Origin of the sequence: Bacillus yunxiaonensis (assembly GCF_037104695.1) — a bacterium.
GTDB lineage: Bacteria > Bacillota > Bacilli > Bacillales > Bacillaceae_G > Bacillus_A > Bacillus_A yunxiaonensis.
In genome coordinates, this window is the sequence record NZ_JBAWSV010000004.1 from 309350 (window position 1) to 331412 (window position 22063).

A 22063-nucleotide genomic window follows, 5' to 3' on the forward strand; every position below is an offset into this window, starting at 1 on the left:
GATGTTAAATAAAATTTACGATTGGGTAGATGAACGGCTAGATATTACCCCTTTATGGCGCGACATTGCGGATCATGAAGTGCCGGAACATGTAAATCCAGCGCATCACTTTTCAGCTTTCGTTTACTGTTTTGGAGGACTTACGTTTTTTGTTACAGTTATCCAAATTTTATCGGGAATGTTTTTAACAATGTACTATGTACCAGATATTAAAAATGCGTGGGAATCTGTCTACTATTTACAAAATGAAGTGGCATATGGACAAATTGTTCGCGGTATGCATCACTGGGGCGCAAGTCTTGTTATCGTTATGATGTTTTTACATACACTTCGAGTTTTCTTCCAAGGTGCGTATAAAAAGCCTCGTGAATTAAACTGGATTGTTGGGGTACTTATTTTCTTTGTTATGTTAGGATTAGGTTTTACAGGGTATTTATTACCATGGGATATGAAGGCATTATTTGCAACAAAAGTAGGGCTTCAAATCGCAGAGCAAACACCGCTTATTGGCCCTTATGTAAAAACATTGCTTGCCGGCCACTCCGAAATTGTCGGTGCTCAAACATTAACTCGCTTCTTTGCTATTCACGTATTCTTCTTGCCAGCCGCACTTCTCGGATTAATGGCAGTTCACTTCATCATGATTCGCAAACAAGGTATTTCCGGTCCGCTATAAGATTTTATTAGATTATAAGGGAAAAACACAATTAAAGGAGGGAGACTATGCATCGCGGCAAAGGGATGAAGTTTGTCGGAGATTCGCGAGTACCTGCTGTCAGAAAACCGAATATTCCGAAAGATTACTCTGAATATCCAGGGAAAACAGAGGCATTTTGGCCAAACTTTTTATTAAAAGAGTGGATGGTTGGTGCAGTCTTTTTAATTGGTTATCTTTGTTTAACAGTGGCACATCCATCACCACTTGAAAGGATTGCAGATCCTACAGATACAGGATATATCCCACTTCCAGACTGGTACTTCTTATTTCTGTATCAATTGTTAAAGTATTCTTATGCATCCGGTCCATATACTGTCATTGGTGCATTTATTATGCCAGGTATTGCATTTGGCTCGTTATTACTTGCTCCGTTTCTTGATCGAGGACCGGAACGTCGTCCATTTAAACGCCCGGTTGCAACAGGATTTATGCTTTTAGCATTAGCATCTATCGTTTTCTTAACGTGGCAATCGGTCGCAACACATGACTGGGCAGCTGCGAAAAGACAAGGTGCGATTGTAAAAACGGTACAAGTTGATAAAAATGATGACGGTTATAAAATTATGCAAAAAAATACATGTTTAACATGTCACGGTGATAACTTACAAGGGGGAGCAGCTGCACCATCACTGCAAAACTTGACGTTAAAGCCGGAGGAAATTGCAAAAATCGCAAAAGAGGGAAAAGGTGCAATGCCAAAAGGTGTCTTTAAGGGCACAGATGAAGAGTTGAAGAAGGTAACAGAATTTATCGAGAAATATAATAAAAAGTAAATGAGTGCCGACTGCAATTTTGCAGTCGGTTTTTATTTTTTTAGAAGAGAATTTGCTATAATAATAATGTAACTCCATTGCCTTATAATGCTGACTTATGGGAAATGGTGTTTATTTTGAGAAAGTTGAGGTAGTTACATTTTGGTATTTATCTATTTGTTATTAAAACAACGCTCTTTTCTATGGTTATTGCTCATTATTAATATTCTAGGGACAATTTATGGTTATATTTGGTATGGGGATCAATTAAATGAAACCCCTATCATTTTTTTGCCGTTTGTTCCAGATAGTCCGACAGCGAGCTTGTTTTTTGTTTTTGTATTAATTGCATTTTTACAAAAGAAAAATTGGGGTCTAATGGAAGCGTTAGCAATTATAACGTTAGTCAAATATGGGATTTGGGCTGTTGTGGTAAATGTATTAACTCTTATTGTGACCGGATACATTGGAATAGAAGGGTATATACTCATTGTTTTTCATCTTGCGATGGCTGTCCAAGGACTTTTATACGCACCATTTTATAGAATTAAATATTGGCATTTTATCATTGCAATTATTTGGACACTGCATAATGATATTATTGATTATTTGTTTGGTCAAATGCCGAAATATAGTGTTATGTTTATGTATGATCGACAAATTGGTTATTTCACATTTTGGCTTAGTATGGTTGTTATAGCTATTACATATTATTTTTGCTTAAGAGAGAAAAGACGTATGTTTTCTTTATAAATAAAAAATAGGGAATGGGGAAGATGGATGAATTCACATAGTATATATTCAAAAATTTGGAATGGAGTCTTATTATGTCTTGTTCCTTTTTGTATCGCCTTTTGCGTTTTTTCAATCGCAGTTATATGTGTTGTATATGGGAAAGAGATTTATTACATAGAGATTGACATGTTAAATATTCCTCAAATGGCAAATATGACAAAAGAGGCAATTATTCAAAACTATGATGCACTTATTACCTATCTTTCCCCTTTTTATGATAAGCCATTACATTTTCCAACATTAGACATGTCTGAGAGTGGACGAATTCATTTTGTTGATGTAAAAAATATTATTGTTTTTATTCAATATGCGATGTATATAAGTATAGGTATATCATTTATCGGGGGAGTCTATCTTTTACGAAAACAAAAGGAAAAGTTTTTGTTGTATGCAGCGATTCTTACAATTGTATTTCCAATTGCATTAATACTCCCGATAGCAATCAATTTTGAAAAGAGTTTTGTATTCTTTCATAAACTTCTTTTTCAAAATGATTATTGGTTGTTTGATCCAGATACTGATCCTATTATCCTTATGTTGCCAGAACAATTCTTTATGCATGCTGCTTGTATAATTTTATTACTTATTTTGTTTGGGAGTGCTTGTTGTTATTTTCTCTATCGTTTTTTTATGAAAAAGAGAGGGATGCATGAAGTAAGTCGTAACGCCTCATCAGAAAAGTAACTTGATAGGTTCAAGGTCTATTCTTGTCCACCAATTCATATAGTGTATTAGAAGCTATAGGGGGGACAAGAATGAAAAGAGTATTAGCTGGAATCATAGCGTTTATGTTTATATTGTTTCCTGTTCGCATATATGCAGCTAATTGGAATGAGTTAAATGGATTATTGGATGACTCGTTGCAATTTGTAAAACAAGAGGAATACGATAAAGCAGCCCAAATGTTAACGGATTTTTCACAGCAATTTTTAACGGTCAATCAAACAAAGAAAATAGCGCCTGAGCATATTCGTGTTATTTCGCTTGCTTATGATAAAGCATTGCAATCACTAGAGGAAAAAGGAACGAGTAAACAAATAAAGATAGATGATGTGCTAGCACTTCGTCTCGCGTTAGATGCAGAAGTATCGAAATATCAGCCGCTTTGGATGGAACGAGAAGAAAATGTGATGAGTGCATTTAGGCAGGTCGAAAACACAATGCAAAAAGAAGAACATGAACATTTTCAACAGTCGTTAAATGTATTTCTGCATGAATTTGATATTATTTATCCAAGTTTAATGATTGCCTTGCCGGAAGAACAATTACAGCGCATGAATTCTCATTTGTCGTACTTAGATGAATTTCGTTATATGATGATCCAAAATAAGAGTGGTCAAACACAAGTGAAAATTATAAAAGATGATTTAAATAAAATTTTTCACATGGCGAAAAGGGATGAGGTAGGCTCTTCGCTTATATGGTTTATGACTGTAACAGGAGGCATTATTATTTTTACATTAACGTATGTTGGTTGGAGAAAGTATAAAGGGGAAAAAGAAAAACAAAAAAGTACAATGCATTCGAAGAATAGATAAGATTGTTTTTAAATGAAGTGAAATAAAGAAGCTATGTTGTAAGGTTTCTTTATTGACAATGTTACAGGAAGAAAATAGAATGGTTATTACTATATGACATAACTTTATTGGAGGTTCATGATGGGTTTTTACTTAATTTACTTCGCTATCATCATGATCATACCGTTGTATGCACAGTCTCGAGTACGAAGCGCATATAGTAAATACTCTCAAGTGTATTCAACTTCTGGTATGACAGGTGCGGAAGTGGCTCGTAGAATTTTAGATGAGAATGGTTTGTACAATGTAGCAGTAGAAGAAACACCAGGGCATTTATCTGACCACTATGATCCAACATCGAAAACAGTTCGCCTATCCACAGACAATTACTATGGGCATTCTGTTGCAGGGACAGCAGTAGCTGCACACGAAGTTGGGCACGCAATTCAAGATGCAAAAGATTATGGCTTTATGCGTTTCCGCCATTCGCTTGTTCCTGTTGCAAATTTTGGTTCAAATATGTCGTGGATTTTTATTATGATCGGTATGTTTGCACGTATGTCAAATTTATTGTTATTAGGAATTATCCTAATGGCAGCGGGTGTGTTATTCCAACTTATTACATTGCCAGTTGAATTTGATGCATCAAAACGTGCAATGAAGCAAATTGAAGCGCTTAGAATTGTATCAACGGATGAATATGGCCAAGCTCGTAAAGTATTAAATGCAGCAGCGCTTACGTATGTTGCAGCAGCGGCAGTTGCAGTATTTGAACTGCTTCGTCTTTTATTAATTTATACAGGTATGCAACGTAATGATGATTAAAGACTATCAGTTTTGATAGTCTTTTTTATTGTCATAATTATCGAAGTGCCTGTTATGTCTTTTATAAACGTATGTAATGTGAGAAGTTTGTGTAAGAATAAATGAAGAGTTAGCTGTTTATCATTGAGCAGCAGCTCTTTTTATCGCCCACTGATGGAAAGCTCTCACCAATCGGGCGCATGCCAGCAGTTATCTCCCACCTATCTTCTTTGTTTTCTCAGAATCTTGAGGTGGGAGTCTTACTGCACTAAAGTAGCGGGATAAAAGTGTAACAAGCAGAGGTGATAAACATGGAATTTCCAGAGTTATTAGTGAAGCAAGCGAAAGAGAGAATCGCCCCTTATCCTGTTGAAGGTTTTGTATATGGACAAGGACCACAAAATCCAAAAATGATGCTTGTAGGAGAAGCACCGGGCGAAACAGAAATTCATAATGGGATACCTTTTAGCGGAAGAGCTGGTAATCAGCTCATGGATTTTCTAAAGAGGGTTGGTGTGACAAGAGAAGAAGTATACATTACTAGTGCAGTACGTAGTCGGCCGTATAAATGGGGAGAGAAACGAGAGCGAAGCGGAGAAATAGTGAAGCGTAAATATAATCGTACGCCGAATCAGCAGGAAATACTTGCCCACGCTCCAATTTTGGATTATGAAATTGAGCATATTCATGCACCTATTATTGTTACACTAGGAAACATTGCGCTCAAACGTTTAGCTGGTTCAGACAAAAAAGTATCAGAGATGCACGGTCAAGTGTTTACGCAACCTGTTCGGCGACTAGCAGATCCTAATGACGCAACTTATACTTGGACAGAGAAAGCTTATACAATTTTCCCAACTTTTCATCCTGCTTCAATTTTTTATAATCGGAGTTTATTGGATTTGATCCATGAGGATTTAGAAAAGTTGAGGAAGTATATATAATAGCTTTTTTTCTACAGGTAATCATAAAAAAACTAGAAAAGTTATTGGATTCGATAACTTTTCTAGTCTTGTGTTTAGAAAGAAAGTTCGTTATTTTTGAAGAACCTGTATAGTTAATTATGCAGGGGATTTTTATTTTCATCGAGCGTAAATCCTTCGCCAACAACATCATGCACATCACTTACAGCAACGAAAGCGTGTGGATCAACAGATGTGATAATACTTTTAAGTTTTACAATTTCATTTTTAGCAACAACGCAATATAAAACATTTCGTTCAATTTTTGTGTATGTACCCATTCCTTTTAAGAAAGTTGCTCCGCGATCCATTTCTGATAAAATTTGTGCAGCAATTTCATCATTTTTCTCAGATATAATTGTTGCTCCTTTGGCAGCGTATGCTCCTTCTTGCATAAAATCAATGACCTTTGCTCCGATAAAAACGGCAACTAATGTATACATTCCTTGTTGGTAAGATAAATATGTAAGGATTGATAAGATAATGACAACGGCATCAAACATAAACATAGTTTTCCCCATGCTCCAGCCGATATATTTATGAGCTAGCCGTGCAATAATATCGACTCCACCTGTTGTGCCGCCATACTTGAAAATAATTCCTAACCCAACACCAATAAATAAGCCAGCAAACAAAGCGGCTAACATCATATCATTTTGTAACTTTAAATGTAAATTAAATATATCATAACGCTGAAAAATCCAGAGAAATAACGAAACACTAAATGTCCCTATTAATGTATATAAAAATGTCGTACGACCAAGCATTTTCCAACCGATAAAAAAGATTGGTATATTTAAGATTAAGTTTGTATAGGATGGGTCTAGTGAAAATAGGAAATAAAGAAGTAGTGTAATTCCAGTAAAGCCACCTTCTGCTAAATGGTTTTCAATATTAATATTAACGATGCCAAATGAGAAAATAGCAGAACCAACCAGAATAAAAAGAATATTTTGGATTTTTAAGTTTAATTTCATGCAAATCCCCCTAGTATGTAGTCATCACCTTATCTTGTTCTTAAGGATAGTATACGTAATTTATTGAAAAATTGGCAAGAAAACTTCACGCGTGTTAAGCATCTAGTAAAGGTGACACATAGGAAACTACCACTTCAAGATCCGAAGTGGAACGGAAGCTTTCATAGTGTATCGTCAAAAACGTGGCAAATAAGCGATAACATGCGATAATATTTGTCAAATCGTCATGAATTGGCTAACATGATAAATGAAGGATTAGAGGTGAATAACATGGAACAAAAAACAATGAAAGATATGCAAAAGGAAGTAGATGCATATATTAGTCAATTTAAAGAAGGATATTTTAGTCCACTTGCTATGCTAGCTCGTTTAACAGAAGAGGTGGGAGAGCTTGCGAGGGAAATTAATCATTATTATGGTGAAAAGCCTAAGAAAAGCACAGAAAAAGAACGTACAATTGAAGAAGAGCTTGGGGATGTGTTATTTGTTATGATTTGCATGGCAAATAGCTTAAACATTGATTTAGAAACAGCTCATAATATAGTTATGGAAAAATTTAATACACGTGATAAAGATCGCTGGACACGTATTGAAGAGGGAGAGAAGAAGGAATGAATGAGATTAAAGTAATTATTGCAGGGCCACGAGGACGTATGGGGCAAGAAGCAGTACTTCTTATGGAGAGAACACCACATTTCAATTTAGTTGCTGCTATTGATTACAAACATGGTGGTAAGAAAATTTCTGAAATTGCTGGATTACCTAATATAGATGCTCCAATTTATGCGGATTTACATACTTGTTTAGATGAAGTAGAAGCAGATGTTTTGCTTGATTTAACAACACCAGAAATCGGAAAGAAACACGTAACACTTGCGGTAGAGCGAGGCATTCGTTCTGTTATCGGAACAACAGGTTTTACAGAAGAAGAGTTGCAAAAATTAACAGAAACAGCGAAAGAGAAACAAGTTGGTACAATTATTGCACCAAACTTTGCAGTTGGAGCTGTTTTAATGATGAAGTTCTCTCAAATGGCAGCGAAATATTTCCAAGATGTTGAAGTCATTGAATTGCATCATGATCAAAAATTAGATGCTCCTTCTGGTACAGCTGTGAAAACAGTAGAGTTAATTCGTCAAAATCGTGAACCGAAACAACAAGGGCATCCAAATGAAACAGAACAACTAGAAGGTGCACGGGGGGCAAATGTTGATGGTATTCATATTCATAGCGTACGGTTACCAGGATTGATTGCACACCAGGAAGTACTATTTGGCGGGGATGGACAAATGTTAACGATTCGTCACGATTCTTTTAACCGTGCATCATTTATGTCAGGAGTAAAACTTTCTATTGAAACAGTCATGCAATTAGATCATCTCGTATATGGTTTAGAAAATATTATTGACTAAAGGGGAAAATAAAGATGAAGATTGCCTTAATTGCCCATGATAAAAAGAAAAATGATATGGTCTCGTTTGTGTATGCATACCAACCTATTTTAGAGAAACATATGTTATTTGCAACAGGAACAACAGGTCTTCGAATTATGGAGGCGACAGGTATGTCTGTGACAAGATATCAATCTGGTCCGCTTGGGGGCGATCAAGAAATTGGTGCAATGATTGCAAAAAATGACTTGGATATGGTGATCTTCTTCCGTGATCCATTGACATCGCAGCCACATGAACCGGATGTGAATGCGCTTCTTCGCTTATGTGATGTATACTCAATTCCACTTGCAACGAATATGGCAAGTGCGGAGCTTTTAATGCATGCATTAGAGCGGGGCGATTTAGATTATCGAAAGCTACGAAAATGAGGGGAACGACATGAACGGATTACATATATTAGCTTTTGGTGCCCATGCCGATGACGTTGAAATTGGCATGGCAGGTACGATCGCGAAATATACGAAACAAGGGTACAAAGTTGGAATTTGTGATTTAACAGAGGCGGATCTTTCTTCTAATGGAACGGTAGAACTGAGAAAACAGGAAGCGCTAGAAGCAGCTAGAAGGCTTGGCGTACAGAAGCGCATGAATCTAGCGATGCCAGACCGCGGTCTATATATGAAAGAAGAGTATATTCAAGAGATTGTGAAAATTATTCGTACGCATAAACCGAAGCTTGTCTTCGTACCATTTTATGAAGATCGTCATCCAGATCATGCAAATTGTGCAAAACTTGTAGAAGAAGCTATCTTTTCAGCGGGAATTCGTAAATATATGCCGGAAATTCCGCCTCATCGCGTACAATCACTCTATTTTTACATGATTAATGGCTTTCATAAACCGGATTTTTGTATTGATATTAGTTCATATATTTCTGATAAGATTGCTGCGCTAGAAGCATATGAAAGTCAATTTACAAAAGGAGAAAACGGTGTAATAACTCCATTGACAGAAGGGTATGTAGAAACGGTTGTAGCGCGTGAAAAAATGTTTGGAAAAGAAGTTGGCGTGAAATATGCAGAAGGATTTATGAGCAAAAGGCCACTTCTATTAGATGAAGATTTAATAGGAGGAGTAAAATGAAATTAAAAATAGGAATTACTTGTTATCCTTCTGTTGGCGGTTCTGGAGTGGTTGGAACGGAATTAGGAAAGTTGTTAGCAGAACGCGGGCATGAAATTCATTTTATTACATCAGGATTGCCGTTTCGTTTAAATAAAGTATATCCGAACATTTATTTTCATGAAGTAACAGTTAATCAATATTCTGTTTTTCAATACCCGCCGTATGACTTGGCGCTAGCGAGTAAAATGGCAGAGGTAGCGCAGAGAGAAAAGTTAGATATACTGCATGTACATTATGCAATTCCGCATGCGATTTGCGCATATTTGGCAAAGCAAATGATTGGGGAAAACATTAAAATTGTAACAACATTACATGGAACAGACATTACTGTATTAGGATCGGATCCTTCCTTAAATAATCTAATTCGGTTTGGAATTGAACAATCAGATGTTGTGACGGCTGTATCCCATTCACTTATTGAAGAAACATATGAAGTAGTAAACACGCAAAAAGAAATTAAAACGGTTTATAATTTTATTGATGAACGCGTGTACTTCCAAAGAGATATGTCCCAGTTAAGAAAAGAATACGGTATACAAAAAGAAGAAAAAGTATTAATTCATATTTCGAACTTTCGAAAAGTAAAGCGTGTTCAGGATGTGGTACAATCATTCGCTCTCATTGTAAAACAAGCAAAAGTAAAACTATTGCTTGTTGGTGATGGTCCTGAATTTTGTACGATTGTGCAGCTCGTGAAAAATTTAGGGATTGAAGATCATGTCCTATTTTTAGGAAAACAAGATAATGTAGCTGAGCTTCTGGCAATGAGTGATGTGATGCTACTGTTATCAGAGAAAGAAAGCTTTGGACTTGTATTGCTTGAAGCAATGGCGTGCGGTGTCCCTTGTATTGGTACGCGTATTGGTGGTATTCCTGAAGTTATTCAACACGGAGAAACGGGATATATATGTGAACTAGGAGATGTAGAGGGAGTTGCACAGCAAGCAATACAGCTTCTTCAAGATGATACATTACATGCTAAAATGGCCAAGCGTTCCATGCAAGTGGCGTATGAACAATTTGGCTCAGAAAAGATTGTTTCACAATATGAAGCGATTTATTATGACATATTAAGGGATGACAAATATGAAACGATTTAAACGAGCGGTTCCAATTATTAATACGTTAACGCAAAATGGCTTTGAAGCGTATTTTGTAGGTGGGAGCGTGCGCGATTATATAATTGGAAGACCAATTGGTGATATCGATATTGCAACATCTGCTTTGCCGGAAGATGTAATGCGTCTATTCCCGCGCCACGTACCTGTTGGAATTGAACACGGTACGGTCATTGTTGTACAAGAAGATGTTCCATATGAAGTAACGACATTCCGAACAGAGGGAGACTACGAAGATTTTCGTCGTCCGAGCAGTGTTCAATTTGTTCGTTCGTTAGACGAAGATTTGCAGCGTCGTGATTTTACAATGAATGCAATTGCTATGACGGAAACCGGAGAAATCGTTGATTTATTTGGTGGACAAGAAGCCATTGCTAAAAAGGAAATTGCAACTGTAGGGAATGCAGCAGATCGTTTTCAAGAAGATGCTCTTCGTATGATGCGTGGTATTCGCTTTGTTAGTACACTTGGATTTACTTTAGAAGAAGAAACAAAACAAGCCATTATAAAGTATGGACATTTACTTGAACATATCGCAATTGAAAGAATTACAGTTGAATTTGAAAAACTACTTGTCGGTACATATTGCGCAAAAGCGCTTCAATTATTAGTAGAAACGAAATTATATGAGCACTTGCCTTATTTACAAATGTGTGGAGATTTTATTTCAAAATCGGCAGAGTATGATTGGAGTTTTTTCAAAAGTGATACTGAAGCGTGGGCGTTCTTTTTATATTGTATGAGGGAAGAACACCCATCTGTTTTTTTACGACAATGGAAATTCTCGAATAAAAAAATAAAAGATATTGTATCCGTTATATTATATGTGAAAGCACGAGAAAAACAAGAGTGGAATGTGTTTTTATTATATAAAGCTGGGAAAGATATTGCTCTTATGGCAGAGCGTGTATACGAAGCTATCATGAATACATATTCAAATTCGAATGTTGAGAGTGTAGAAAAGGTATATGAAGATTTACCAATTCATAATCGTCAGCAATTGCAAGTCAGTGGCAACGATTTATTATCATGGTCAAAGGAACAGGCAGGACCGTGGGTTGCTAATGCACTGCAAAAAATTGAAGAAGAAGTCGTATGCGGACGATTAAAAAATGAGAAAGAGTGTATAAAGGAGTGGCTGCATAGATGCAATCTGCTATAAGAAAACAGTTATTGCAAATCTTTTCTGAAGCTAATGGTGAATTTCTATCGGGACAAACGATTAGCGAAAAGCTTGGATGCTCAAGAACAGCTGTGTGGAAACATATGGAATCCCTTAGGGAAGAAGGATATGAGCTAGAGGCTGTACGACGCTTAGGTTATCGCATTGCAAGTAAACCGGACAAAGTAACGGCAAATGAAATTCAGCTTGGTTTACAAACAGAGTTTTTAGGCAGAACGGTATACTTTGAAGAGTCGGTAACATCTACACAGCAAATCGCAGCTCGCCTTGCTTATGAAGGAGCGGCTGAAGGAACCGTTGTTGTTGCAGAGGAGCAAACAGCAGGTCGTGGCCGATTAAGCAGAAAGTGGTACTCACCAAAAGGGACAGGAATTTGGATGAGCATTATTTTACGCCCAACAGTTCCGATTCATCAAGCACCGCAATTAACATTGTTAGCTGCTGTTAGCGTAGCGCAGGCAATTGAAAAATGCACAAATCTTTCCGTTGGCATTAAATGGCCGAATGATATTTTAATTAATGGGAAGAAAGTAGTTGGCATTTTAACAGAAATGCAAGCAGATCCTGATAAAATTAATGCTGTTATTATTGGAATTGGCATTAATGTCAATCAAAAACAAGAGCATTTTGCGGAAGATATCCAGCATATTGCTACTTCCTTAGCACTTGAAGCCGAAAAAACGATTGTACGTGCTGAACTTATGCAGCAAATTTTCTTACAGATGGAAAAGCTATATAAAGAGTATTTAGATCGTGGTTTTTCAGTTATTAAGCTTCTGTGGGAAAGTTACGCTGTGAGTATTGGAAAAGAAATTACAGCGCGTACGATGACAAATGCAATTACGGGAATTGCAAAAGGAATTACGGCTGATGGTGTCCTTATACTTGAAGATCATGAAGGGATCGTACATCATATTCATTCCGCTGATATTGAAGTAAAGTAAAACGTTTAGCAGTTATTTTGCACTTCTTTTCTTTACTGCTTATGAAAAACGAAGTATCATTGCTCATTAGATTAGCATCAACATATAGCCCTTTGCTTAAAAAGAAGCAAAGGGCTATTGTATGTGAAAAATGATTTTCTTTTTTAGAAAAGTATAGCAATTATGTTTCGCTATTTGTTATAATAAGGTCGAATATGGGCAGTATCAATGTGAACTGCACCGCTGTTTAGGAAAATCAAAATAAAAATGTGGATTCTGCCTTGATCCAAAATAGGACTGGGACAGAGGGATGAATTTTGCCGAATGATACTACCCTTCTGCCTTTTTGTGGCTAGAAGGGTTTTTTATATGTTTTTTCATCCGGCCATCTCCTCTCTCCAGGTAAAGGAGGAGAAGTTTTTGAAAACTGTAACGGATTTTTTGAAAATGAAAGAACAAAGTGAGCCGATTGCGATGGTAACTGCATATGACTATCCATCAGCAAAGTTTGCTGAAGAAGCAGAAGTTGACATGATTTTAGTTGGTGACTCGCTTGGCATGGTTGTGCTTGGCTACGACTCAACAATTCCAGTAACAGTTGATGATATGATCCATCATACGAAAGCAGTGCGCCGCGGCGCGAAAAATACATTTGTTGTAACAGATATGCCATTTATGTCTTATCACGTTTCACTGCAAGAAACTATGCATAACGCACGTCGTATTGTGCAAGAAAGCGGTGCGCATGCAGTAAAAGTTGAAGGGGCAGATGAAGTTGTTTCGATCATTCGTTTCCTTACGAATGCAGGCATTCCAGTTGTAGCTCATCTTGGATTAACACCGCAATCTGTCGGTGTGCTAGGTGGCTATAAAGTGCAAGGAAAAGATGCAGAAAGTGCGAAGAAATTGTTAGAAGACGCCAAAAAATGCGAAGAGGCGGGAGCAATTGCGCTTGTATTAGAATGTGTACCGATGCAATTAGCGGAACTTGTAACAAAGCAATTGTCGATTCCAACTATCGGTATTGGCGCTGGTAATGGAACGGATGGTCAAGTTCTTGTCTATCACGATCTTATTACGTATGGGGTAAACCGCGTCCCAAAATTTGTGAAGCAGTACACATCTGTGCAAGAAGAAATAGTAAGAGGTATTGGACAATATGTTCATGAAGTAAAGGAAAGACAATTTCCAGAGAAAGAACATTCGTTTACGATGAAAGAAGAAGAATGCTTAGCCTTATACGGAGGAAAACAATAATGCATATTATTACGACAGTGCAAGAGATGCAGCAAATCGCGGGAGAGCTTCGTGCAAGCGGGAAAAAAGTTGGGTTCGTTCCAACAATGGGCTATTTGCATGAAGGACATTTAACGTTACTGAGACAAGCGAAAAAAGAAAATGATATTGTTATGTTAAGTATATTTGTAAATCCATTGCAGTTTGGACCGAATGAAGATTTAGATCGCTACCCGCGTGATATTGAACGTGATGAGCGATTAGCGCGTGAAGTAGAAGTGGATTATTTATTTTATCCAAGTGTCGAAGAAATGTATCCAACAGATCGGACGACGAATGTTGAAGTTGTGAAGCGTACGGATGTTTTATGCGGAAAGCAGCGACCAGGTCATTTTGCTGGAGTTGTAACAGTATTGATGAAGCTTTTCAATATTACAATGCCAAATCGTGCGTATTTTGGTATGAAAGATGCACAGCAAGTAGCAGTTATTGAAGGATTTGTGGATGATTATAATATTCCAGTTACAATTGTGCCAGTTGAGATTGTACGCGAAGAAGATGGCTTAGCACGTAGTTCTCGCAACATTTATTTATCAGAGAGAGAACGCCAAGAAGCGCCGCATTTATATAAAAGCTTATGTATGGCGAAAGAACGAATTGTTAAAGGAGAGCGTAATCCAAAAAATATTACGAGCTTCATTAAAGAATATATTGAAACGAACACACATGGTGTTGTCGATTATGCTGATCTATATGCGTATCCGAATTTAACTGAGGTTGAGAAAATAAGCGGGCGTATGATTATTGCAATAGCTGTAAAGTTTGAAAATGCACGATTAATTGATAATATTACACTTACGGTTGAATAAGGAGGAGCAACTATGTTTCGCACAATGATGAGAGCGAAGTTACACCGAGCTACAGTAACGGAAGCAAATTTAAATTATGTAGGAAGTATTACAATTGATGAGGATTTAATGGATGCAGTTGGTATTGTTGAAAATGAGAAAGTGCAAATTGTAAACAACAATAACGGTGCTCGTTTAGAAACATATGTTATAAAAGGAGAACGTGGCACAGGGGTAATCTGTTTAAACGGTGCAGCTGCTCGACTCGTTCAGCCAGGCGATAAAGTTATTATCATATGCTACGGGCTAGTTTCAGAAGAAAAAGTACTAACTCATGTTCCGAAAATTGCTGTTTTAGATGACAATAATCAAATTGTGGAAATGCTTGGAGTAGAAAAAGCAGGCACAATTTTATAATGTATAAGAAAAGCTATCTCTGTGAAAGGGATAGCTTTTCTTGTGCGAAAGCAAAATCATTTCATTTTTCGTATCTTTCCATTAAGATGAGTAAAAACGTGGTATAGTAACACTATAGAAATTTTGTTGTTTGAAAGGTAAGAAATTGAGGTGTCATAGATGAGTAAGCGTTATGTCGTAGTCGATTTAGAAACGACAGGGAATGCCTGGAAAGATGGGAAAGATAAAATTACTCAAATTGCAGCAGTTGTTGTAGAAGATGGAGAGATTCTTGAAATTTTCTCTTCTTTTGTAAATCCTGAACGGGACATTCCACCATTTATTGCAGAATTAACGGGAATTGATGAAACACTTGTGAAGCAGGCTCCGTTATTCCGAGATGTAGCGCCGATGATTATTGAACTATTACAAGGTGCGTACTTTGTTGCACATAATGTTCATTTTGATTGGAATTTTTTACAAGAAGAATTACGGCAAGCGGGATTCCTAGAAGTAACATGCCCGAAAATTGATACAGTTGAACTGGCACATATTTTATTGCCGACAGCTGATAGTTATAAATTACGTGATTTAGCAAAAAGATATGGCTTTGATCATGATCAGCCTCATCGTGCTGATAGTGATGCAATGGTAACAGCAGAGATATTTTTACAATTGCTTGCTAAAATGGAAAGTTTACCACTCGTTACATTGCAATCGTTATATGAATTAAGTGATATGTTCCAAAGTAACATTGGAGACATTATGTCTGCATGTATTTTGAATAAGATGATACATGGAACAGACGATGCGGAAAAATATGATGTACACCGAAATTTTGCTCTCTGCAAACGCAATTATGCATTGCAGATTGGCGAGGAGAAAATTACTGATTTTTCTTCTTTTTTAACGGAAGCGATGCAGCGTTTAGCTGAAGTAATGCCGTTTTTTGAAAAAAGAGACGGGCAGCAGATGATGATAAATGAAGTTTACGAAGCGCTTAGAGACTCTCGATTTTCGTTAATTGAAGCGGGAACAGGTACAGGGAAAACATTAGCGTATTTACTGCCTAGTATTTTTTATGCGAAAGAAAAAGAACAGCCGGTAGTCATTAGTACACAAACTGTGCAATTGCAGCAACAAATTTTAGCAAAAGAAATTCCATTGTTGAAAAAAATACTTCCGTTCCCGTTTGAAGTAGCGATGTTAAAAGGAAGGAAGCATTATTTGTGTTTACATAAATTTGAGCATGCACTGGGCGAAGTGGACAATCATTACGATGATGCATTAACGAAAGCGAAAATTTTAGTATGGCTTCTTGATACGGAATCAGGAGATCAAGATGAGTTAAATATTCCAGCTGGAGGAAGGTTATTATGGGAGCGTATTTGTAGTGATGCTCATAGTCCAAATAGCATGAAAAGTGCGTGGTTTAGCCGCTGTTTTTATCAGCGTGCAAAAAATAAAGCATTATTTGCTGATGTTGTAATCACAAACCATACCTTATTGTTCCAAGATTTCGTAAGTGAAGAATCACTACTTGCATCATGTGAACACATTATTTTTGATGAGGCTCATCACCTGGAAGAAACGGCAAGTAGAGCGTTAGGAGAGCAATTTTCTTGTATGTACTTTCAACTTATTTTATCGCGTTTTGGTACGTTAGAAACATCTGATGTGTTAGCCAAAGTGTACGATATGATGAAGCAGTCGCAAATTGCTGTTCGTTCTGAATTTCAAACGATTAGTCGTACGTTGAAAGAAATTAAGTTTGACGCAGATGAGCTGTTCCAAATGCTGCGTACATTTATATTCCAAAAAACAAAGCAAGAACATGCACCTGGAAATATGCCGCTTATGTACCGTTATGATGTAAATAAAGAAAGAGGAAAGCTTTGGCGCAGTATTGTCGAATTAACGGACCGTTTTGTGCATCAGCTAGGCATATTGCTGACGTTATTAGAAAAACAAGGTGAGATGTTGCAAAAGCAAAGCGAATGGGAAATGCATATGATTACGGGGGAGTTTGTACATCTTATAGAGGTACTTTCTAAGATGGTCCATTCTTTACGGAAACTTATTTTAGAAGATACGAGTTATGTGACATGGATGGAAGCAGAAACGAAAGGAACAATTCATTCGACTATCCTGTATGCACAGCCAGTTGATATAAGTGATTTATTTGCAGATCAATTTTTAACACGTAAACGAAGCGTTATTTTTACTTCAGCTACTTTAACTGTAAATGATACGTTTGATTATATAGAAGAAGAGCTTGGATTAGTGGATTTTACACCAAATACATTAACAATTCCATCACCATTTCATTATGAAGAGCAAGTAAAATTAATGGTTTCAACAGATGTTCCGCATATTAAACATGTAACTGAAGAAGAGTATGTAAGAGCAGTGTCTGAACATATTATGAAGATTGCTAAAGCTACAAATGGTCGAATGCTTGTTTTATTTACATCATATGAAATGTTAAAGCAGACATTTGAAGTATTAAAAAAGGAAGAGGCACTGGAAGAATTTCTTTTATTAACACAAAGTGTTCATAATCGTAGCCGTACCCGAATGATTCGAAAGTTTCAGGAGTTTGAAAAATCTATTTTATTAGGAACAAGCAGTTTTTGGGAAGGAATTGACATACCAGGAGATGCGTTAAGTTGTCTTGTAATTGTTCGTCTCCCGTTCACATCACCGCATCAGCCAATGATGCAAGCGAAAAGTGAACGGCTAAAAGAAAAAGGCGAAGATTCATTTACAAAGATTGCTTTGCCACAAGCAATCCTTCGTTTTAAACAAGGTTTTGGACGCCTTATTCGTACAACGACGGATACAGGAACAGTATTTGTGTTAGATCGTCGTCTCACCGCATCTTTTTATGGGAAACGATTTATTCAATCTATTCCGAGCATTCCATTGTACGAAGGACCGTTAGAGGATTTAATCGAAAGAATGGAATAGCAAAGTGAAACTTCCATCATGAAAGGGATTCTTCATTCCTTACTAATGGAAAACTATTACTAGTTGGGCGCATGTTAGCTGTTATCCCTTATCTCTCTTTTTTGTTTCTCGAAATTTTGAGGCGGGGTCTTACTGCTTGCGAATAGTGGGATAAAAACTAACGCCTGAAGCAAATTTGCTTCAGGCGTTACATGTGGGTAGGAGGAAATTTTATTTTTTTCTTACATTAAGTATAGAAATACGATGGTTTTCGACTTCAAACCTTTTTTTGAAGAACATGTCCTGCTATAATAGATGGGTGATGAAGCAGGGTTTATAAAGAATGTACTCTTATTGTAACCGCAATGCGTTCTTCTATGATTAGAAATTTTGTGTAACGGAGGAGTTTTTATGGAGAAGAAAATTGAAGTACTATCAACGACGCGTCTTGGATACACGTCTGATTTATACAAGATTGTTGATAGCTTAAATCGAACATTAAAAGAAAAAGATCTGATGTTCGGATTAGCATTAGACGAAAAAGAAAAAGAGACAGCAATATTTACGATTTACAGAACGTAGTGATACAATGAAAAAGTGGATTTTAACAATTTTTATTGTAATCGTTGCTGTTGTTTTATATGGGGTACACATTTATAGTACAACGATGGAGAAAAAAATTCCGAAAGAATCGAAAACAGTTGAGATTGCAAAAGAAAAAGCAAAACTTACAACAGTAACAAAAGTCGATTATTATAACGGGCAAGCTCCATATGAAGTTGTACAAGGTGTGAATGAAAAAGGAGAACAATATATCGTTTGGGTGCCTGAGAAAAAAGGAGATATTCTGATGCGAAAAGCAAGCGAAGGTATTTCTGAAAAAGATGCATTGCAAATTGTTGCTAAAGAGCGAAAGCCAAAGCAATTTGTGAAAGCAAAATTAGGCGCCGAAAACAATGTTCCATTATGGGAAATTACATATATTGATGATGAAAATCGTTATACTTACTATTATCTTGCATTCGAAGATGGTAAGTTTTTAAAACGATACAGCATTGAAAAATAAGTGCAGGGGGAACTCAGGATGAAATTAGCAAAGCGAGTAGCTGCTCTAACACCATCTACAACGTTAGAAATTACAGCAAAGGCACAAGCGTTAAAAGCAGAAGGACATGATGTGATAGCATTAGGAGCAGGAGAGCCTGATTTTAATACGCCAGAGCATATTATGGATGCTGCTCATAAAGCAATGTTAGAAGGTTATACGAAATATACACCAACAGGTGGATTAGCTACGCTGAAACAAGAAATTATCAAAAAGTTTGAGCGTGACCAAGGCATATCTTATGAACCATCTCAAGTTATTGTATGTAACGGTGCAAAGCATGCTTTATATACGCTATTTCAAGTATTACTTGATGAAGGTGATGAAGTTATTATTCCAACTCCGTATTGGGTAAGTTATCCAGAGCAAGTAAAGCTTGCGGGTGGTGAACCAGTATATGTAGAGGGGTTAGAAGAAAATAATTATAAAATCACATCAGAGCAATTGCGTCAAGTGATTACAGAAAAAACGAAAGCCGTAATTATTAACTCGCCTAGCAACCCAACAGGGATGATTTATAGCAAAGAAGAGTTGCAGCAGCTTGGACAAGTATGCTTAGAGCATGACATTTTAATTGTTTCTGATGAAATTTATGAGAAATTAATTTATGGCGATGCAGAGTATACATCAATTGCTGAGATTTCTAATGAATTAAAAGAACAGACTCTTATTATTAACGGTGTATCAAAATCGCATTCAATGACAGGATGGCGCATTGGCTACGCAGCAGGTAATAAAGAACTTATTAAAGCGATGACGAACTTAGCGAGTCACAGTACATCAAACCCTACTTCAATTGCGCAGTATGGAGCGATTGCTGCTTATGCTGGAGATCAACAACCTGTAGAAATGATGCGCAGCGCATTTGAAGGGCGATTAAATATCGTTTATGAGAAACTGATTCAAATTCCTGGGTTCACTTGCATTAAACCGCAAGGAGCGTTCTATCTGTTCCCGAATGTGAAAGAAGCAGTAGCATTAGCTGGTTTTGAAACAGTTGATGAATGGGCAAAAGCATTATTAGAAGAAGAAAAAGTTGCCCTCATTCCAGGAACAGGATTCGGAGCACCAAATAACGTTCGTTTATCATACGCAACTTCACTTGAACAATTAGAGAAAGCGTTAGAACGTATTGATACATTTATGAAAAACAAAATGAAATAAGAGTAGCTCTTTTATTTTTATCTTTGCAATTGCCTTAGACAGTTCAAATCGTACCTCCCTTTTATATAGGGAGGTTTTTTTGACGAATTGTGCCAAAAAGAAATGTGAAGAGGTGTGTTATACTAGAAAGCGAGGTGTTTGATTATGAAGAAGAAAATCATGTTAGAGTGGTTTGAACAAGGCAGTATTGCGATTCCAAAATTATTAATGATGCACTATAAAAAACTCGGTTTGAATGAAGTAGAGTTCATGGTACTATTGCATGTCCATACATTTTTAGAATCGGGAAATTCTTTCCCAACACCAGGAGAAATTGCAGAGCGGATGACCATTACACAAACAAAGTGTATGGAGATTATTCAAGCGTTAATTCATAAAGGTTTTTTAGCGTTAGAAGGGAGCCGTAAATCTGCAGCAATGATTTGCGAAAGCTACTCATTACAGCCTCTTTGGGAAAAGATATTACACTTTTTAATGAGTGAGAATATTGAAGAAGAAGAGCGAGAACAAAAACAATTACAAATAAATTTATATACGGTGTTTGAGCATGAATTTGGAAGACCATTATCTCCATTTGAGTGCGAGACGTTAGCAATGTGGCAAGATCAAGATCAGCACGATCCCCTTTTAATTCAAGCTGCTCTTCGCGAGGCTGTTATGAGTGGAAAGTTGAACTTTCGGTATATCGATCGCATATTGTTTGAGTGGAAGAAGAACGGAATTAAAACGCTTGATCAAGCGCAGAACCAAGGACGTAAATTTAGAGAAAATCAGCAACGAAATCAGCAAGTATCGCGTCAAGAAACGAAGTATACAGGAAAAGTACCGTTTTATAATTGGTTAGAGCAATAATGGTAGGAGGAAAAAATGCTAAACAAAACACAAATTAGACATTGCCTTGATGTAATGGGAGAAATGTATCCAGAAGCGCATTGTGAACTTAATCATGACAACGCATTTGAACTTGTTATTGCGGTAGCACTATCTGCGCAGTGTACAGATGTTCTTGTAAATAAAGTAACAAAAAATTTATTTCAAAAATATAAAACACCAGAAGATTATTTAAGCGTGCCTTTAGAAGAATTACAACAAGATATTCGCTCTATTGGTTTGTATCGAAATAAAGCGAAAAATATTCAAAAACTATGCCGTATGCTTATTGATGAATATAATGGAGAGGTGCCGCAAGATAGAGACGAGTTAACGAAGTTGCCAGGTGTAGGACGAAAAACTGCAAATGTTGTTGTCTCTGTTGCATTTGGTATTCCGGCCATTGCTGTTGATACGCATGTAGAGCGCGTTAGTAAACGACTTGCCTTTTGTAAATGGAAAGATTCTGTATTAGAAGTAGAGAAGACTTTAATGAAGAAGGTACCGATGGAAGAGTGGGGTGTAACACATCATCGTATGATTTTCTTTGGACGTTATCACTGCAAGGCGCAGCGTCCCCAGTGCGAAGAATGCAGGTTGTTAGAGTTATGTCGTGAAGGTAAGAAACGTATGAGAGAGAAGGAGAAGAAATGAAGCAGGTACTTGAAATACCAAATGATTTCCGGTGTAGTCCTTTCTTTGAAGAAGAGACTGTTATTGAATACAATGCAGAGAAATCATTTGGAGAGCTTTTAAAAGAGACGTGCTTTTTCTTTGATATCGATCAGCGATATAAGCCGTGGAATGAGATAGAAAAGAGCATTTCTACTGTACTAAGCTTATGGAAAGAACAAAAAGAGGAGATCTCTATACTATTTCGAAATCGAAACAAAAAGGAAGCAAAAGATCCGATGGTCCGTTTTGCAGGACATCTTTTATCCATTTTACACTGGATGAACGGAACGTCTATTGTCAGTTTACAGGATATGAATGAACAAATAGAAAGGCTAGAAAAAAAGCCAGTTAATTTTATGGAACGTTTTTTATTTATTATGAAACAGCCGGATCATTATCATTCTTTTATTCAGCTGACACAGTTATATGAAGAAATGGAAAAGTTATATGTTAGAGTACTTATTATGCAAAAGAAGCCATCTTCTCTTTAGA

At 36.8% G+C, this 22063-nt stretch carries 25 protein-coding genes; 24 read left to right on the top strand and 1 reads right to left on the bottom strand.

The window, feature by feature from the left end; all coding sequences use genetic code 11:
* The first annotated feature begins 1 nt into the window (after nucleotide 1).
* The 7 genes from qcrB to WAX78_RS13725 all read left to right on the top strand — a co-directional run bounded on the left by qcrB (nucleotide 2) and on the right by WAX78_RS13725 (nucleotide 5530).
* Nucleotides 2-676: a menaquinol-cytochrome c reductase cytochrome b subunit gene (gene qcrB / locus WAX78_RS13695; protein ID WP_336482810.1), complete on the top strand. Its 675-nt coding sequence runs from the start codon at nucleotides 2-4 to the stop codon at nucleotides 674-676.
* Between the two features lie 47 nt (nucleotides 677-723).
* The gene (locus WAX78_RS13700) at nucleotides 724-1491 is read left to right on the top strand and encodes a menaquinol-cytochrome c reductase cytochrome b/c subunit (protein ID WP_336482811.1); all 768 of its coding nucleotides are present in this window, start codon (nucleotides 724-726) and stop codon (nucleotides 1489-1491) included.
* A gap of 141 nt (nucleotides 1492-1632) precedes the next feature.
* Nucleotides 1633-2223: a lipoprotein heptaprenylglyceryl N-acetyltransferase LhaT gene (lhaT, locus tag WAX78_RS13705; protein WP_336482812.1), complete on the top strand. Its 591-nt coding sequence runs from the start codon at nucleotides 1633-1635 to the stop codon at nucleotides 2221-2223.
* 27 nt (nucleotides 2224-2250) lie between these two features.
* Nucleotides 2251-2949 carry a lipoprotein intramolecular transacylase Lit gene (lit, locus tag WAX78_RS13710; protein WP_336482813.1) on the top strand — a complete coding sequence of 233 codons (699 nt, stop codon included), beginning with the start codon at nucleotides 2251-2253 and terminating at the stop codon, nucleotides 2947-2949.
* A 71-nt stretch (nucleotides 2950-3020) separates the two neighbouring features.
* On the top strand, nucleotides 3021-3803 hold the full coding sequence (gene ypjB / locus WAX78_RS13715) for a sporulation protein YpjB (protein WP_336482814.1): 783 nt from the start codon (nucleotides 3021-3023) through the stop codon (nucleotides 3801-3803).
* A gap of 120 nt (nucleotides 3804-3923) precedes the next feature.
* Nucleotides 3924-4607 carry a zinc metallopeptidase gene (locus tag WAX78_RS13720; RefSeq protein WP_336482815.1) on the top strand — a complete coding sequence of 228 codons (684 nt, stop codon included), beginning with the start codon at nucleotides 3924-3926 and terminating at the stop codon, nucleotides 4605-4607.
* A 290-nt stretch (nucleotides 4608-4897) separates the two neighbouring features.
* Nucleotides 4898-5530 (top strand): uracil-DNA glycosylase, encoded by a 633-nt coding sequence (locus WAX78_RS13725; RefSeq protein ID WP_336482816.1) that lies wholly within the window; start codon nucleotides 4898-4900, stop codon nucleotides 5528-5530.
* A gap of 113 nt (nucleotides 5531-5643) precedes the next feature.
* On the opposite strand, the gene WAX78_RS13730 is transcribed toward WAX78_RS13725, so the two are convergent.
* Entirely contained in the window at nucleotides 5644-6525 is an 882-nt protein-coding gene (locus WAX78_RS13730) for a YitT family protein (RefSeq protein WP_336482817.1), read from the bottom strand.
* Between the two features lie 270 nt (nucleotides 6526-6795).
* On the opposite strand from WAX78_RS13730, the gene WAX78_RS13735 reads away from it, so the two are divergent.
* The 17 genes from WAX78_RS13735 (at nucleotide 6796) to WAX78_RS13815 (ending at nucleotide 22062) form a co-directional block, all read left to right on the top strand.
* The gene (locus WAX78_RS13735; RefSeq protein WP_413789197.1) at nucleotides 6796-7140 is read left to right on the top strand and encodes a nucleotide pyrophosphohydrolase; all 345 of its coding nucleotides are present in this window, start codon (nucleotides 6796-6798) and stop codon (nucleotides 7138-7140) included.
* Nucleotides 7137-7937 (top strand): 4-hydroxy-tetrahydrodipicolinate reductase, encoded by an 801-nt coding sequence (dapB, locus tag WAX78_RS13740; RefSeq protein WP_336482819.1) that lies wholly within the window; start codon nucleotides 7137-7139, stop codon nucleotides 7935-7937. Before WAX78_RS13735 ends, dapB begins: the two co-directional genes overlap by 4 nt.
* Before the next feature lie 14 nt (nucleotides 7938-7951).
* Nucleotides 7952-8347 carry a methylglyoxal synthase gene (gene mgsA / locus WAX78_RS13745; RefSeq protein WP_336482820.1) on the top strand — a complete coding sequence of 132 codons (396 nt, stop codon included), beginning with the start codon at nucleotides 7952-7954 and terminating at the stop codon, nucleotides 8345-8347.
* Between the two features lie 10 nt (nucleotides 8348-8357).
* Nucleotides 8358-9062, top strand: a complete 705-nt coding sequence (gene bshB1, locus WAX78_RS13750; RefSeq protein ID WP_336482822.1) for a bacillithiol biosynthesis deacetylase BshB1 — start codon at nucleotides 8358-8360, stop codon at nucleotides 9060-9062.
* Nucleotides 9059-10204, top strand: coding sequence for an N-acetyl-alpha-D-glucosaminyl L-malate synthase BshA (gene bshA, locus WAX78_RS13755; RefSeq protein WP_336482823.1), 1146 nt, complete (start codon nucleotides 9059-9061; stop codon nucleotides 10202-10204). Before bshB1 ends, bshA begins: the two co-directional genes overlap by 4 nt.
* Nucleotides 10191-11384 (top strand): CCA tRNA nucleotidyltransferase, encoded by a 1194-nt coding sequence (locus WAX78_RS13760; protein ID WP_336482825.1) that lies wholly within the window; start codon nucleotides 10191-10193, stop codon nucleotides 11382-11384. The genes bshA and WAX78_RS13760 overlap by 14 nt, the downstream gene beginning before the upstream one ends.
* Nucleotides 11369-12349: a biotin--[acetyl-CoA-carboxylase] ligase gene (locus WAX78_RS13765; protein ID WP_336482826.1), complete on the top strand. Its 981-nt coding sequence runs from the start codon at nucleotides 11369-11371 to the stop codon at nucleotides 12347-12349. The genes WAX78_RS13760 and WAX78_RS13765 overlap by 16 nt, the downstream gene beginning before the upstream one ends.
* A 399-nt stretch (nucleotides 12350-12748) precedes the next feature.
* Complete coding sequence (gene panB / locus WAX78_RS13770; RefSeq protein WP_336482827.1) at nucleotides 12749-13585, top strand: 3-methyl-2-oxobutanoate hydroxymethyltransferase; 837 nt, start codon at nucleotides 12749-12751, stop codon at nucleotides 13583-13585.
* A complete protein-coding gene (gene panC / locus WAX78_RS13775) occupies nucleotides 13585-14433 on the top strand; it encodes a pantoate--beta-alanine ligase (RefSeq protein WP_336482828.1) in 849 nt (282 codons plus the stop codon). Before panB ends, panC begins: the two co-directional genes overlap by 1 nt.
* Nucleotides 14434-14445: 12 nt before the next feature.
* The gene (panD, locus tag WAX78_RS13780) at nucleotides 14446-14829 is read left to right on the top strand and encodes an aspartate 1-decarboxylase (protein WP_336482829.1); all 384 of its coding nucleotides are present in this window, start codon (nucleotides 14446-14448) and stop codon (nucleotides 14827-14829) included.
* Between the two features lie 159 nt (nucleotides 14830-14988).
* Nucleotides 14989-17778 carry an ATP-dependent DNA helicase DinG gene (gene dinG, locus WAX78_RS13785; protein WP_336482830.1) on the top strand — a complete coding sequence of 930 codons (2790 nt, stop codon included), beginning with the start codon at nucleotides 14989-14991 and terminating at the stop codon, nucleotides 17776-17778.
* A gap of 390 nt (nucleotides 17779-18168) precedes the next feature.
* Nucleotides 18169-18339: a YpmA family protein gene (locus WAX78_RS13790; protein WP_098309380.1), complete on the top strand. Its 171-nt coding sequence runs from the start codon at nucleotides 18169-18171 to the stop codon at nucleotides 18337-18339.
* A 7-nt stretch (nucleotides 18340-18346) separates the two neighbouring features.
* Entirely contained in the window at nucleotides 18347-18823 is a 477-nt protein-coding gene (locus tag WAX78_RS13795; RefSeq protein WP_336482831.1) for a cell wall elongation regulator TseB-like domain-containing protein, read from the top strand.
* Nucleotides 18824-18841: 18 nt separating this feature from the next.
* Nucleotides 18842-20026 (top strand): pyridoxal phosphate-dependent aminotransferase, encoded by a 1185-nt coding sequence (locus WAX78_RS13800; RefSeq protein WP_336482832.1) that lies wholly within the window; start codon nucleotides 18842-18844, stop codon nucleotides 20024-20026.
* 144 nt (nucleotides 20027-20170) lie between these two features.
* On the top strand, nucleotides 20171-20878 hold the full coding sequence (gene dnaD / locus WAX78_RS13805) for a DNA replication protein DnaD (protein ID WP_336482833.1): 708 nt from the start codon (nucleotides 20171-20173) through the stop codon (nucleotides 20876-20878).
* 15 nt (nucleotides 20879-20893) lie between these two features.
* Nucleotides 20894-21550 carry an endonuclease III gene (gene nth, locus WAX78_RS13810; RefSeq protein ID WP_336482834.1) on the top strand — a complete coding sequence of 219 codons (657 nt, stop codon included), beginning with the start codon at nucleotides 20894-20896 and terminating at the stop codon, nucleotides 21548-21550.
* The gene (locus WAX78_RS13815) at nucleotides 21547-22062 is read left to right on the top strand and encodes a YpoC family protein (protein ID WP_336482835.1); all 516 of its coding nucleotides are present in this window, start codon (nucleotides 21547-21549) and stop codon (nucleotides 22060-22062) included. Before nth ends, WAX78_RS13815 begins: the two co-directional genes overlap by 4 nt.
* Nucleotide 22063 lies beyond the last annotated feature (1 nt).

Excerpts from the sequence above, each read along its gene's own strand:
- qcrB (WP_336482810.1), top strand. The coding sequence starts at position 2 with ATGTTAAATAAAATTTACGATTGGGTAGATGAACGGCTAGATATTACC.
- WAX78_RS13700 (WP_336482811.1), top strand. The coding sequence starts at position 724 with ATGCATCGCGGCAAAGGGATGAAGTTTGTCGGAGATTCGCGAGTACCT.
- lit (WP_336482813.1), top strand. The coding sequence starts at position 2,251 with ATGAATTCACATAGTATATATTCAAAAATTTGGAATGGAGTCTTATTA.
- ypjB (WP_336482814.1), top strand. The coding sequence starts at position 3,021 with ATGAAAAGAGTATTAGCTGGAATCATAGCGTTTATGTTTATATTGTTT.
- WAX78_RS13720 (WP_336482815.1), top strand. The coding sequence starts at position 3,924 with ATGGGTTTTTACTTAATTTACTTCGCTATCATCATGATCATACCGTTG.
- WAX78_RS13725 (WP_336482816.1), top strand. The coding sequence starts at position 4,898 with ATGGAATTTCCAGAGTTATTAGTGAAGCAAGCGAAAGAGAGAATCGCC.
- WAX78_RS13730 (WP_336482817.1), bottom strand. The coding sequence starts at position 6,525 with ATGAAATTAAACTTAAAAATCCAAAATATTCTTTTTATTCTGGTTGGT.
- WAX78_RS13735 (WP_413789197.1), top strand. The coding sequence starts at position 6,796 with ATGGAACAAAAAACAATGAAAGATATGCAAAAGGAAGTAGATGCATAT.
- dapB (WP_336482819.1), top strand. The coding sequence starts at position 7,137 with ATGAATGAGATTAAAGTAATTATTGCAGGGCCACGAGGACGTATGGGG.
- mgsA (WP_336482820.1), top strand. The coding sequence starts at position 7,952 with ATGAAGATTGCCTTAATTGCCCATGATAAAAAGAAAAATGATATGGTC.
- bshB1 (WP_336482822.1), top strand. The coding sequence starts at position 8,358 with ATGAACGGATTACATATATTAGCTTTTGGTGCCCATGCCGATGACGTT.
- bshA (WP_336482823.1), top strand. The coding sequence starts at position 9,059 with ATGAAATTAAAAATAGGAATTACTTGTTATCCTTCTGTTGGCGGTTCT.
- WAX78_RS13760 (WP_336482825.1), top strand. The coding sequence starts at position 10,191 with ATGAAACGATTTAAACGAGCGGTTCCAATTATTAATACGTTAACGCAA.
- WAX78_RS13765 (WP_336482826.1), top strand. The coding sequence starts at position 11,369 with ATGCAATCTGCTATAAGAAAACAGTTATTGCAAATCTTTTCTGAAGCT.
- panC (WP_336482828.1), top strand. The coding sequence starts at position 13,585 with ATGCATATTATTACGACAGTGCAAGAGATGCAGCAAATCGCGGGAGAG.
- panD (WP_336482829.1), top strand. The coding sequence starts at position 14,446 with ATGTTTCGCACAATGATGAGAGCGAAGTTACACCGAGCTACAGTAACG.
- dinG (WP_336482830.1), top strand. The coding sequence starts at position 14,989 with ATGAGTAAGCGTTATGTCGTAGTCGATTTAGAAACGACAGGGAATGCC.
- WAX78_RS13790 (WP_098309380.1), top strand. The coding sequence starts at position 18,169 with ATGGAGAAGAAAATTGAAGTACTATCAACGACGCGTCTTGGATACACG.
- WAX78_RS13795 (WP_336482831.1), top strand. The coding sequence starts at position 18,347 with ATGAAAAAGTGGATTTTAACAATTTTTATTGTAATCGTTGCTGTTGTT.
- WAX78_RS13800 (WP_336482832.1), top strand. The coding sequence starts at position 18,842 with ATGAAATTAGCAAAGCGAGTAGCTGCTCTAACACCATCTACAACGTTA.
- dnaD (WP_336482833.1), top strand. The coding sequence starts at position 20,171 with ATGAAGAAGAAAATCATGTTAGAGTGGTTTGAACAAGGCAGTATTGCG.
- nth (WP_336482834.1), top strand. The coding sequence starts at position 20,894 with ATGCTAAACAAAACACAAATTAGACATTGCCTTGATGTAATGGGAGAA.
- WAX78_RS13815 (WP_336482835.1), top strand. The coding sequence starts at position 21,547 with ATGAAGCAGGTACTTGAAATACCAAATGATTTCCGGTGTAGTCCTTTC.